Raw genomic sequence first — 13,435 nt, forward strand, 5'->3', positions numbered from 1 at the left:
CAATCCCCGTCACCTCCTCGCCATCATTCTGTAAAAAACCTCCGCTATATAGGTCGACTCTTTTCCAAAAACAAGGTCGCCCGCCATGCCCCCTTCGCCCCAGCGCCTTGCGCTCACTCTCGGCCTGCTGGTCAGCAGCGGTTTTGCCGATGCGGCGCCCGCGCCAACCAAGACGCTGCAGATCGACACGCCCACCACCACCGGGCAAACCCTGGGTGGCAGTGACTCGTTGACGATTTCGGCACCGGGCAGCATTACGACTTCCAAAGTCGCGGTGACCTTGAAAGACGGCACCAGCGGCAGTGGTGTGCTGATCGACAACTCCGGCAGGATTACTTCCACCGGAGGTCGGGCCATCGACAGCAGCGGCGACCTCACCGGCGCGCGCAACTACAGCATCTACAACCGCGCCGGTGGCGTGATCCAGGGCGCCAACGACGCGCTGCGCATCGACAGCAACTTCGCCAGCGGCAGCCTGTTGATCGACAACAACGGCACCATTCGCTCCGCCACCGGCCAAGGGCTGGACCTGGATGCGATCCGCAGCTCCAACGTCACCACCACTATCATCAACCGCCAGGGCGGGCTGATTCGCGGTGACGCCAGCGACGGCATGAAGACCGGCGGCAACGCTACGATCACCAACTACGGCGAGATTTCCACCGGCGATACCCACTCGCGTGATGACAAATTCGACGGCGTCGACATCGACTCCGCTACTGGCGTGACCGTCACCAACTACGGCCTCATCTCCGGCGGCCGCCACGGCATCACCACCGACCTGGGCGCCACGCTGACCAACTACGGCACGGTAATCGGCCGCAACGGCTCGGGTTTTGGTTCCGACGGCGATGGCACGGTGATCAACTACGGCACTATTACCGGCGCATTCTCCGGACTGCAGCCGGACGGCGATGGTGACGGCGTGGACATCGACAAGATCGCCCACATTGAAAACTACGGCATCATCCAGGGCGTCGGCGCCGGCGGTGTCGACAAGAACGGCTTTGCCAACGGCAGCGAAGGCATCGCCCTCGGCGGTGGCTACGTGTTCAACGGCGTGGGTGCATTGGTAAGCGGTGCCAACAACGCGGTGCTGGTGGACGACGGCAGCGACGGCCCGGGACTTGCTGCAACCACCCTGATCAACCATGGCACCATTCAGGGCCTGAACGGCTTCGGCGTGAAGTTCGTCGGCGAGTTTGCCGACACGGTGGTCAACGCCGGCTTGATCAGCGGCAGCAACGGCCTGGCCCTGGATTTGGGCGGCGGCGATGACACGCTGACCCTGCTCGGCGGCAGCCGCTTTGTCGGCGTGGTGGATGGCGGCACCGGATATGACCGCGTGATCATGGACGACGCCGCCGGCGGCAGTTTTGGCGACAGCCGCAACTTCGAATGGCTGGACGTGAAGCAAGGCACCTGGACCCTCACCGGCAGCGGCGACTTCAGCGACGGCGGCGAGATTTTCAGCGGCGCCAAGCTGATCAACCAGGGCGGGATCGCTGGCAACCTGACCGTCGATGAAGGCGGTATTTATGCCGGTGGCGGCAGTGTCGGCAGCCTGTTGGTCAAAGGCACCTTGCAGACCAACACCGCCCTCGGCACCGCCAGCATCACCCGCGACCTGACGATGACCAGCGGCTCGACCCTGGCCTATGGCGTGAATGCCGACGGCAGCAGCGCACCGGTCCAGGTCGGCGGCACCGCGTACCTGAATGGCGCGACCCTGGCGGTCAATCCCGGCACCGGCACCTACCCGTGGCAGAGCCACTACACGGTACTGCAGGCCGGCAGCATCAATGGCACGTTCGGCAAGGTCACCAGCGACTATGCCTTCCTCACCCCCACCCTGGATTACAGCCCTACCCAGGTCGGCCTGACCTATTCCCGCAATGACGTGGCGTTCAATCAGTTCGCCAACACCGGCAACGGCACCCGCGCCGCCAACGCCCTGGCGAGCCTGGGCAAGAACAACGCGTTGTACAACGCCTTGCTCAACACCACCAACAGCAGCGCCGGTGCCGCCATCGAGCAATTGGCGGGCAGCAGCACCGCCAACCTGACCAGTGCCACCCTCGGCGCCAGCGCCCAGGTCGGCAACAGCATGTTGAACGCCATGCACCAACTGGGCGGCGGTGCCGGACTGCTGGTGGGCCTTGATCAAAAAGACACACCCGTACTGGCCGCCACCGGCGTACCCGCCGAAGCCCGTAACCTCAACGACCCCAATGCCCGGGGCCGCCTGTGGCTGCAAGGTATCGGCAGCTACGGCAAGCTCGACGGCGACCACGGCAGCAATGGCCTGACCCAGCGCACCAAAGGCAGCGTGCTGGGGGCCGACTGGGCGCTCGATTCGGACTGGCGCGTGGGCGTGCTGGGCGGTTATTCGAAGACCGACCTGGACACCACCGGCGTCGACGGCAGCGTCGACAGCTGGCACGCCGGCGTCTACGCCATGCGCCAGAGCGGACCGCTGGCCTTGCGCCTGGGTGCTGCGTACAGCGGGCACCAGGGAGACAGTAAACGTACGGTGGCCTTTGACGGTTTCAACGATCGCCCCAAAGGTGACTACGACGCCAACAGCCAACAAGCCTTCGCCGAACTGGGTTATGCCATGGGCAGCGGGCGCCTGAGCGCCGAGCCGTTCGCCAACCTCGGCTACCAGCGCTACCACCGCGACAGCTACAACGAAAAAGGCGGCGCCGCCGCCCTGCATGTCGAAGGGCAAACCCAGGACAATTTCAGCAGCACCTTCGGCCTGCGCCTGGCGCACTTGAGCCAGCTGGACAACGGCATCAGTCTCACGCCGCGGGTCAGCGCCGGCTGGAAACACACCTACGGTGACGTGGACAGCAGCACCCGCCAGGCCTTCCTGATGGGCGGCACCGCGTTCAACGTCGAAGGCAGCGCCCTGGACCGCGACAGCCTGTTGCTGGAAGCCGGGCTGGATGTAGGCCTGTCGGCACGCCATACCCTCGGCGTGGGCTACAGCGGCGAAATAGGCAGTAACAGCCGCAATCACGGGCTGATCGGGCAATGGCAGATGAGTTTTTAATCGCGGCCCACTAGAGACATCTCTGGCAGGCAAAGGGTGGATGGCCTGACATTTATCCGCCCTTTACCCCGCTAGATTTCCCGACCTCATACATCAAGAGGTCGGACCTGCATGCCACTCCTTCAGAAACAACTCGCACTCGCCATCACCTTCGCGCTGGGTGCCACCAACGCTCAATTCGTCCAGGCGCGAGGGGACATCGATCCAGACAGCGAGTGGTTCATCCCGGCGCCAGAGGTCGGCCAGCAAGGCCACCAGCGCCCCAAGCCACCCAAGCCCACTCCCGACTTTTACTTCAACGACCACGCCACCACCCGTAACGGCCAGCAGGTTGCCCGCGTACTGGACTCTGCCGTGGACACCCTCATCAAGTCGGGCGAACTCAATGACTGGGAGGAGTACGAACTGGACAATATCGCCCGGGAACTTGGCAGGCTGGCACCGGGCCGTGTGGGTGCAGTTCTGGAGCAACTGGCAGGCAGCCAGAACGCCAACCTTGGCGCCGCCACTCAAGACAGCATGAAACAGCTCAACAGCAGCCTGCTTTCAGTCATGCGCCGGACAGGCGACGAACGCAACCTTACGGATGCCGAAGGCAATGGCCACGTATGGTTCCAGGCCCTGGGCAACGCTGGCAAGCTTGAAGGACAGCACGGTAGCGTGGGCCTGCAGCAACACACCCAAGGCCTGATGCTGGGCGGCGACTGGGCAGTGGACGATGCCTGGCGGGTGGGTGTGATGGGCGCCAAGTCCGCCAGCGACCTGAACGCCAAACGCTTCAAGGGCGAATTGGACAGCTGGCACCTCGGCGGTTACGCCGTGCGTCAGGACGGCCCCCTTGCATTGCGCCTGGGGGCGATCTACAGCAGCCATGCCGGCCAAACCCAACGCACCGTAGACTTTGATTTCGTTGAGCGCCGCGAGCAGTCCAAAGGCAAATACAACGCCCAAAGCCAGAACGCTTTCGCCGAGCTGGGCTATCAACTGGACAAGGGCAGTTTCAGCGTCGAACCCTATGCGGGGATCGGCTACCAGCGCTATCACCGCGACCGCTACAAGGAAAAAGGCGGCTTTACAGCGCTGAATGTCGGCGCCCAGACCCAGGAAAACCTCAGCAGCACCTTCGGCTTGCGCCTGGCCAGTGCCTTTACGCTGGACAACCAGATGGCCCTCAAGCCGCACCTGAGCACAGGCTGGAAGCACCTCTACGGTGACGTGAGCAGCACCGTGCGCCAGTCCTCCGCGTGGGTAAAACGGCCGGGCTTCAACAGTGACTTCACCATCGAAGGCACCTCCCTGGACCGCGACAGCCTGGCGCTGCACACCGGGGTGGACCTGGCGCTGTCGACCCGGCACACCGTGGGCCTGGCCTATACCGCCGAGGTCGGCACCCACAGCCGTAACCAGGGTTTGCTGGGCCAGTGGACCCTGGCGTTCTGATTATTGCGGGCAAAAAAAAGGGGGCACATGCCCCCCCGAGGTTTAAGCGGTAGTTTCGAAGGCTGTTGATCAGCCTTCGATTTCAATCAGGATTTCACCCGGGTTGACCCGGTCGCCCTTGGCCACGTGTACGGCGGTGACCTTGCCGGCGATCGACGCCTGTACTTCGGTCTCCATCTTCATCGCTTCAGTGATCAACACAGCCTGGCCGGCCTTCACCACGTCGCCTTCCTTGACCAGCACGTCGACGATGTTGCCCGGCATCGCCGTGCTGACATGGCCTGGCGCGGTGGCGTGCTTGCGCTTGCTGCCGCCACTGCTGACAAACTCGTTGAGCGGCTCGAACACCACTTCTTCCGGCATGCCGTCGATGGACAGGTAGAAGTGGCGCTTGCCTTCGGCCTTGACGCCCACCCCGGTGATGTCCACGCGATAGCTTTCGCCGTGCACGTCGATCACGAACTCGGTCGGCACACCTTCACCACCGGCACGGGCCACGCCGCCGGCTTCAGGAATCGGCAACAGCACTTCAGGGCTCAAGGTGCCAGCGTCGCGCTCTTCAAGGAATTTGCGCCCGATGTCCGGGAACATCGCGTAGGTCAGTACGTCTTCTTCGGACTTGGCCAACGCGCCGATTTCGCCGCGCAACTTGGTCATTTCCGGCTTCAGCAGATCTGCCGGGCGATGGTCGATCACCTCTTCGCTGCCGATGGCCTGGCGCCGCAGTTTTTCATTCACGGTGCCCGGCGCCTTGCCGTAGCCGCCTTGCAGGTACAGCTTCACTTCGTTGGTGATGGTCTTGTAGCGCTCGCCGGCCAGCACGTTGAAGAACGCCTGGGTACCGACGATCTGCGAAGTCGGAGTGACCAGCGGCGGGAAGCCAAGGTCTTCACGCACCCGCGGGATTTCGGCCAGCACTTCGCTCATGCGGTTCAGCGCGCCCTGCTCTTTCAGCTGGTTGGCCAGGTTGGAAATCATCCCGCCCGGTACCTGGTTGACTTGCACGCGGGTGTCGACGGCGGTGAATTCGCTTTCGAACTGGTGGTACTTCTTGCGCACGGCGTAGAAGTACAAACCGATTTCCTGCAGCAGTTCCAGGCTGAGGCCGGTGTCGAATTCGCTGCCTTTGAGGGCCGCGACCATCGACTCGGTACCCGGGTGGCTGGTGCCCCAAGCGAAGCTGGAAATGGCGGTGTCGATATGGTCGGCACCGTTTTCGATGGCCTTGAGCTGGCACATCGAAGCCAGGCCCGCAGTGTCGTGGGAGTGGATGAAGATCGGCAGGCTCTGCTCGGCCTTCAGCGCCTTGACCAGCTCGCCGGTGGCGTATGGCGTCAGCAGGCCGGCCATGTCCTTGATCGCCACCGAGTCGCAACCCATGGCTTCCATTTGCTTGGCCTGGGCCACGAACGCCTCGATGGTGTGCACCGGGCTGGTGGTGTAGGCGATGGTGCCCTGGGCATGTTTGCCGGCGGCTTTTACCGCTTCGATGGCCACTCGCAGGTTACGCACGTCGTTCATCGCGTCGAAGATGCGGAACACGTCGATGCCGTTGACGGCGGCCTTGGCTACGAAGGCTTTGACCACATCGTCGCTGTAGTGGCGGTAGCCCAACAGGTTCTGGCCACGCAGCAGCATTTGCAGGCGCGTGTTGGGCAACGCCGCGCGCAGTTTGCGCAGGCGCTCCCACGGGTCTTCTTTCAGGAAGCGTACGCAGGCGTCGAAGGTCGCGCCGCCCCAGACTTCCAGGGACCAGTAGCCGACTTTGTCGAGCTTGTCGCAGATCGGCAGCATGTCGTCGGTGCGCATGCGGGTTGCCAGCAACGATTGGTGGGCGTCGCGCAGGATGGTGTCGGTTACGAAGATCTTCTTGCTCATTCTTATATTCCTCACAGGCCTGCGTGGGCGGCGATGGCGGCGGCGATGGCCAGGGCCAGCTCTTCGGGTTTGCGCTTGATCGAGTAGTTGGTCAGCTCAGGGTGGCTTTCCACAAAACTGGTGTTGAACTGGCCGCTGCGGAATTCCGGGTTGCGCAGGATTTCCTGGTAATAGGCGGCGGTGGTCTTCACGCCTTGCAGGCGCATGTCGTCCAGGGCGCGCAGGCCGCGGTCCATGGCTTCTTCCCAGGTCAACGCCCACACCACCAGCTTCAGGCACATCGAGTCGTAGAACGGTGGGATGGTGTAGCCGGTGTAGATCGCCGTGTCGGTACGCACGCCAGGACCGCCGGGTGCGTAGTAACGGGTGATCTTGCCGAAGCTGGGCAGGAAGTTGTTCTTCGGGTCTTCGGCGTTGATGCGGAACTGCAACGCAAAACCCCGGTGCTGAATGTCTTCCTGCTTGACCGACAGCGGCAGGCCCGACGCAATGCGGATCTGCTCACGCACAATGTCGATACCGGTGATTTCTTCGGTAATGGTGTGTTCCACCTGCACCCGGGTGTTCATCTCCATGAAGTACACCTCGCCCTCGGCGAGCAGGAACTCCACGGTGCCGGCGTTCTCGTAGCCCACGGCCTTGGCCGCGCGCACCGACAGGTCGCCGATGTAGGCACGCTGTTCAGGGGTCAGCTGGGGGCTTGGGGCGATCTCGATCAGCTTCTGGTTACGGCGCTGGATCGAGCAATCGCGCTCGAACAGGTGCACCACATTGCCGAAGCTGTCACCGAGGATCTGCGCCTCGATGTGCTTGGGATTGACGATGCATTTTTCCAGGAACACTTCCGCCGAACCGAAGGCCTTGGTGGCTTCGGAAATTACCCGGGGGAAGGCTTGTTCGAGTTCTTCACGGCTGTTGCAGCGACGGATACCGCGACCGCCACCACCGGAGGTGGCCTTGAGCATCACCGGGTAACCAATGCGGTCGCCTTCGGTGAGGGCTTCGGCGATGTCGGCAACGTTGCCTTCGGTGCCCGGGGTGACCGGCACACCGGCCTTGATCATGCTGCGGCGGGCTTCGGTCTTGTCGCCCATGCGGCGAATCACTTCTGCGGACGGGCCGATGAACTTGATCCCACGTTCGGCGCAAATGTCTGCCAGCTCGGCGTTTTCCGAGAGGAAGCCGTAGCCGGGGTGCAGCGCGTCGCAACCGGTTTCCACCGCCAGGTTCACCAGCTTGCGCGGGTTCAGGTAACCGGCCAATGGCTCGGCACCGATGCTGTGGGCTTCATCTGCACGCTTTACATGCAGGGCATGGCGATCGGCATCGGAATAGACCGCGACCGAACGAATGCCCATCTCGGCGCAGGCACGCACGATACGTACGGCAATCTCACCACGGTTGGCGATCAGGATCTTTTTTATCACTTGGAAATTCCCTTGAGCCGATTGCTACCTACTTCGACCCTGGAAGCGGGTCGGCGCGTGACCAAATGTTTCATGGCAGTCGCGTGACACACACTATGCCCCTGTAGGGATTAACAAAAATCAATAATTATTGGGTTGTGTATAAGCAAAGACTTATAGTCGTCGCATCAAGGGTCGGCAGGAGTGTTTGAACAATGCGTAAGTCATTGATGCGTATGACATTGCGTCAATTGCAGATTTTCAATGAAGTCTGTGATTTGCGTTCCTACAGCCGCGCAGCCGAGGAAATGTCCCTCACGCAACCAGCCGTTAGCCTACAAATCAAGCAGCTGGAGGAGCTGCTGGGCCAGCCATTGTTCGATTACGTCGGCAAAAAGCTCTATATGACTGAAGCTGCTGAAGCCTTGCAACGGGCCAGCCGGGACATTTTCGGCCGCCTGGAAAACCTCGATATGCAGCTCTCCGACATGCAGGGCTCGTTGCAGGGCCAGCTGAAACTGGCGGTGGAATCCAGCGCCAAGTACTTCGTGCCGCACCTGTTTGCCGCCTTCAAGCGCCAGCATCCGGAGGTCAACCTGCACCTGACGGTGGTCAACCGCGCCCAAGTGATTCGCCGGCTTTCAGACAACCGCGACGACCTGGTGATCATGTCGATGGTGCCCCAGGACATGGGCCTGGAATTCCTGCCGTTCCTGAACAACCCGATTGTCGCGGTGGCACCCCACGATCATCCGCTGAGCCATCAAGGGCCGTTGCGCCTGCAGGACCTTGAGCCTTACACGCTGCTGTTGCGCGAGCCGGGGTCCGGCACGCGGATGGCGTGCGAAGAGTATTTCAAGGAGAAGCGCGTGCACTTCACCCAGACGGTGGAAGTGTCTTCGGCCGAGGCGCAGCGCGAGTGCGTGACCGCCGGGTTGGGCGTGGCGCTGCTGACGCGCCACGCGGTCAACCTGGAACTGGCCACCGGCGGGCTCAGGGAGCTGCCGGTGGAAGAACTGCCGCTTTACCGCAGTTGGTGCCTGGTGCAGGCCAAGGCCAAGCGCCTGTCACCGGTGGCCCATGCATTCCTGGGCTTTATCCGCAGCGAGCGGCTGCAGATCAGCGCGCTGGCTGAGCGCTTCGCTGGGCAGTTGCGGGTGCCTGCCAGTGGAGTTCCGGATAGTCACTGATGCTCTGTTGCAATTGACGCTGATCGCAGCGGTCTTCAATTGCGCGACGGAAGGCCATGCGGCGCTGGTCTTCCTGCTGGCGGCGGGTCTTGACGGTGCTGTTGCTTTCTTCGTATTGCCGAGCCATTTCGAGTCTCCCAATGCGAGTAAGGGGAGTTCAGGATGGGCTCGGGCAATGACGGTTTGGCGGCACGGGGATGACAGGACGATGAATCTTGCGGGGCAGGACCCAATCAAAATGTGGGAGCGGGCTTGCTCGCGAATGCGGTGGGCCAGCCAGCATATTCAGTGACTGACACTTCGCATTCGCGAGCAAGCCCGCTCCCACAATTGGTCCGCGTACAAACTATCAGTCGTCGAGGGCTTTTACGGACTTGGGTGACAACCGAAGGCTGCGCAAGCTGCGCTTCACGCTCTTGAGGTGGTTGACCAGGCTCGGGCCGCGCGCCATGGCCACGCCCATCGCCAGCACGTCGATCACCACCAGGTGGGCGATACGCGAGGTCAGCGGCGTGTAGATCTCGGTGTCCTCGTGTACATCGATCGCCAGGTTGACGGTCGACAGCTCTGCCAATGGCGTCTGGCTCGGGCACAGCGTAATCAGGGTCGCGCCGCTTTCACGCACCAGGTTGGCGGTGATCAGCAAATCCTTGGAGCGGCCGGACTGGGAAATGCAGATCGCCACGTCGCTGGGCTTCAACGTCACCGCCGACATCGCCTGCATGTGCGGGTCGCTGTAGGCCGCCGCCGTCAGCAGCAAACGGAAGAACTTGTGCTGGGCATCCGCCGCCACCGCGCCGGACGCGCCGAAACCATAGAATTCCACGCGCTGGGCCTGGGACATGGCGGTCACGGCTTTTTGCAGCTCCACCGGGTCGAGCTTTTCGCGCACTTCCATCAGGGTGTGCAGGGTGGTGTCGAAGATTTTCAGGCTGTAGTCGGCGACGGAATCGTCTTCGTGGATCGCAAACTGGCCAAAGCTCGCACCGGCCGCCAGGCTCTGGGCCAGCTTGAGCTTCAAGTCCTGGAAACCGGAGCAACCGATGGCGCGGCAGAAGCGCACGATGGTCGGCTCGCTGATGCCCACGCTGTGGGCCAGGTCGGCCATGGAACTGTGCATCACGGCCGCAGGGTCAAGCAGCACGTGATCGGCAACCTTGAGTTCCGATTTGCGTAACAGGTGGCGCGACTGGGCGATATGTTGCAACAGGTTCAAAGGGCTGGACTCTTGTTATCGGCAGACGCCAGGGATGTAGCAAGCTTGTAGTTATACTACAAGAATTAACGATTTGCCCGTTCGATGCATCACTTAATCACGCTGCTGCCCGCTGATTCAGCGGGCAGGCTCGATGTAGCCCCGCGTGCGGCTTGGGCTCAACTATGGAAAATCGGCATTTTTTCGTAACAAATCCGCCAAGCCATCCGCTTCCACCGGCCGACTGATCAAATAGCCTTGCACCTCGTCACATTGCTCATCCCGCAAAAAGTCCAGCTGCTGCTGATCTTCCACACCCTCGGCCACCACCTTGAGCGACAGCCCGTGGGCCATGGCAATGATTGCGCGGGTGATCGAGGCATCTTCGCGTCCCTGGCCCAGGCCGCGAATGAACGTCTGGTCGATCTTCACGTAGTCCACGGGGATGCGCTTGAGGTAACTGAGGGATGAGTAACCGGTGCCAAAATCATCAATCGCCAGCTTCACCCCCAGGTCGCGCAGTTGCTGGAAGGTCGAGATGATGTGCTCGACGCTGTCGAGCAGCTGGCTTTCGGTCAGTTCCAGCTCCAGGTATTGCGGATCAAGCCCGGTTTCTTCCAGTACCTGGCGCACCAGGCTGATCAGCTTGCCCTGGCGCAGTTGGTGCACCGACAGGTTGACCGACACCCGAATCGGCGCCAGCCCCTGGCGTTGCCATTCACAAGCCTGCCAGCACGCCTGGCGCAACACGAACTCCCCCAGCGGCACGATCAGGCCGGTTTCTTCGGCCAGCCCGATAAAGTCGCCGGGCGGCACCATGCCCCACTGCGGATGTTCCCAGCGAATCAACGCTTCGGCCGCATTCAGCTTGCCACTGGCCAGGCACAGTTTGGGTTGGTAGAACACCGTAAGCTGGCGCTCATCAATCGCCTTGCGCAGCTGATTTTCCAGCTGCAAACGTTCCAGGGTGCTGGCCTGCAGGCTGTCGGTGTAGAACTGGAAGTTATTACCGCCCAGGTGCTTGGCGTGCTGCATGGCCATGTTCGACTGGCTGACCAGCGCGGATATTTCCCGCGCATTGTCGGGCAACAGGCTGACGCCCATTGAGGCACTGACCACCAACTCGTGCCCTTCCACCGTCACCGGCACCCGCAACTTGGCCAGCAACCGCGTGGCCACCCGCGCCAGGCTCGACAGGTTGCCGTAGGCGTCGAACAGCACGGCGAATTCATCGCCAGAGAGCCGCGCTATGGTGTCGGCCTCAGGCAAGGCGTTGATCAAGCGGCGGGCCATTTTCTGCAACAACTGGTCGGCCACTTCATGCCCGAGGCTGTCGTTGAGCAGCTTGAAACGGTCCAGGTTGATATGCAGCAAGGCCAGGCTGCGGCCACCCTGGCGCACCCGCTGATGGGCTTCGCGCAACCGCTCGCGGAACAGCGAGCGGTTGGCCAGCCCGGTCAATTCGTCGTAATGCGTGAGGTAGCGCATGCGCTCCTCGGATTCGCGCCGCGCGGACAGATCAGCGAAGAAACCCACGATATGGCTGACATTTCCCCGAATATCCCGGACTACATTCAGTTGTAGCCATTGCGGGTAGAGTTCGCCGTTCTTGCGGGTCTCCACGAGCTCGCCCTGCCAGGTGCCGTAGCTGAGCAACGCCTGGCGGATCACCGGGAAGTGGCGCCGTGCGTCGCGGCTGCTGGGCAGCTCCACGACATTGCGCCCGATCATGTCGTCAATGTCGAAGCCGGTGACGCGGCTGAATGCCTGGTTGACGGCTATCAGCACGTAGTCCGGGTCGAGGATCACAATGCCTTCGCTGGCCGCCTCAAACACCGTCGATGCCAGGCGCTGCTGTTCTTCCAGGACCTTGCCGGCGCTGATGTCGCGGCGGGTGCCGAGCATCCGCGTGACGCGCCCGCCTGCCGAGCGCTCCACGGCGCGGCCACGGTCCTGGATCCATACCCAATGGCCATCGCCATGGCGCACCCGGTATTCCACCAGGTAGTCCTCGCTGCGGCCTTTAAGGTGCTCCACCAGCGCGCGCTTGAGCAGCGGCAAGTCGTCCGGATGCAGGCGTGGCTTGAGGTGGCTGAGCATCGCCGTGACGTATTCCGGCTCCAGGCCGAACAACTCCTTGAGCTGGGTATGGTGGACCTCATCGGTTTGCAGGTTCCAGTCCCACAGCCCCAGTTCGCTGGCCTGCAGCGCCATGGCCAGACGCGCCTCGCTTTTGCTCAGGGCCAGGCTCGCCGCGTCCAGTTCCTGACTGCGCTGATCGACGCGTTGCTGCAGGCCGATCTGTGCTTCGCGCAACTCTTGTTCGACCTGGCGCCGCTGCTCCACCTCACGCACCAGTTCCTGGTTCAGTTGCTCGCTGCGTTGCTGCGCTTGCTGCAGATGCTCGATCAACGCCTGGTTCTGGAAGCGCCTGAGCAGCCCACGCTGGATCAGGCGATTGACCTGCCATGCCACCAGGCTCAGGGATGCCAGCAGAATCAGGCCCAGGCAACCCCAGCCTTGCTGCTGCGGGTCGCCGCTCCAGAATAAATAGAGGATGGCCGGCACCAGGCAGGGCACGGCAAACGACAGGAAAGCCGGCAGGCTGACGGCATAGGCCACACTGGCGGACAAGGTCGCCGCGCCGAGCAGGCCGAACACCCAGGCCTGTTGCGCAAAACTGTCCACCGGTACCAGGGCGATGGCAGCACTGGCCAGCGTCAAGCCGCTGACGGCTGAGCCCAGCATGAACATGCGTCGCCAGATCGGCTGCGCCTGGCGGCTGGGCATGGCGGAATCGAACGCCGCCACCTGAATTACCCGCAAGGCCACCAGCGCCAGCAGCCATACCAGCCAAATGCTGTCCAGCAGATAGCGCTGCGGGCTCCAGAGCAACCAGGCGCAGACCAGTCCATTCACCAGCATTAATAAAGTAGGCAGCAGAGAGCCTTGGTAAAGCAGGCGCGTGCGCTCCACCGCCATCTCCATGGCGTAGTGCTTGCGGATAACCTGCGCCGGCGCCACGGAGGGTCCCGCCAGGTCAATGCTAAGGGTCATAGGCAGTGTTCTTATAATGGTGAGCCCGAAACGTCGACGGAGCATACACAAGCAAACGCTCGGGCCAAACTGCCCCAAGTCATAAAAACAGCGCGACAATCAGGCGCAAACCTTGGAGCCAGACAGCTTGAGTGAGACAGGGCGCGGGCTGTGGGCGATGACCGACCGGTCATCACCGTGAATAGATTGTTGCCTTATCCTGTGTCGACGC

8 protein-coding genes are annotated in these 13,435 nt (G+C 62.3%); 3 read left to right on the forward strand and 5 right to left on the reverse strand.

All coding sequences use genetic code 11. From position 1 onward, the window contains the following. Nucleotides 1–85 precede the first annotated feature (85 nt). Both HX815_RS08920 and HX815_RS08925 read left to right on the forward strand, forming a co-directional pair. Nucleotides 86–3,058 carry an autotransporter domain-containing protein gene (locus HX815_RS08920; protein ID WP_177028077.1) on the forward strand — a complete coding sequence of 991 codons (2,973 nt, stop codon included), beginning with the start codon at nt 86–88 and terminating at the stop codon, nt 3,056–3,058. 111 nt (nt 3,059–3,169) lie between these two features. Beyond that, complete coding sequence (locus tag HX815_RS08925; protein WP_177028078.1) at nt 3,170–4,498, forward strand: autotransporter domain-containing protein; 1,329 nt, start codon at nt 3,170–3,172, stop codon at nt 4,496–4,498. Nucleotides 4,499–4,567: 69 nt separating this feature from the next. On the opposite strand, the gene oadA is transcribed toward HX815_RS08925, so the two are convergent. Together oadA and HX815_RS08935 are read right to left on the reverse strand one after the other, a co-directional pair. After that, a complete protein-coding gene (oadA, locus tag HX815_RS08930) occupies nt 4,568–6,376 on the reverse strand; it encodes a sodium-extruding oxaloacetate decarboxylase subunit alpha (protein ID WP_102370189.1) in 1,809 nt (602 codons plus the stop codon). 11 nt (nt 6,377–6,387) lie between these two features. After that, on the reverse strand, nt 6,388–7,803 hold the full coding sequence (locus HX815_RS08935; RefSeq protein ID WP_003213442.1) for an acetyl-CoA carboxylase biotin carboxylase subunit: 1,416 nt from the start codon (nt 7,801–7,803) through the stop codon (nt 6,388–6,390). A gap of 194 nt (nt 7,804–7,997) precedes the next feature. Between HX815_RS08935 and HX815_RS08940 the strand changes: the two genes are divergently transcribed. Next, nucleotides 7,998–8,972, forward strand: coding sequence for a LysR family transcriptional regulator (locus tag HX815_RS08940; RefSeq protein ID WP_102604039.1), 975 nt, complete (start codon nt 7,998–8,000; stop codon nt 8,970–8,972). On the opposite strand, the gene HX815_RS31580 is transcribed toward HX815_RS08940, so the two are convergent. From HX815_RS31580 to HX815_RS08950, 3 genes are all read right to left on the reverse strand, one after another. Next, entirely contained in the window at nt 8,902–9,099 is a 198-nt protein-coding gene (locus HX815_RS31580; RefSeq protein ID WP_256351065.1) for a PA3496 family putative envelope integrity protein, read from the reverse strand. The two genes, HX815_RS08940 and HX815_RS31580, sit on opposite strands and share 71 nt — an antisense overlap. Nucleotides 9,100–9,321: 222 nt before the next feature. Beyond that, on the reverse strand, nt 9,322–10,188 hold the full coding sequence (gene hexR / locus HX815_RS08945) for a transcriptional regulator HexR (protein ID WP_003213447.1): 867 nt from the start codon (nt 10,186–10,188) through the stop codon (nt 9,322–9,324). A gap of 162 nt (nt 10,189–10,350) precedes the next feature. Further along, nucleotides 10,351–13,224: a GGDEF domain-containing phosphodiesterase gene (locus HX815_RS08950; RefSeq protein WP_177020315.1), complete on the reverse strand. Its 2,874-nt coding sequence runs from the start codon at nt 13,222–13,224 to the stop codon at nt 10,351–10,353. Nucleotides 13,225–13,435 lie beyond the last annotated feature (211 nt).

The sequence above is a fragment of the Pseudomonas sp. E6002 genome (assembly GCF_013385565.1).
Lineage (GTDB): Bacteria > Pseudomonadota > Gammaproteobacteria > Pseudomonadales > Pseudomonadaceae > Aquipseudomonas.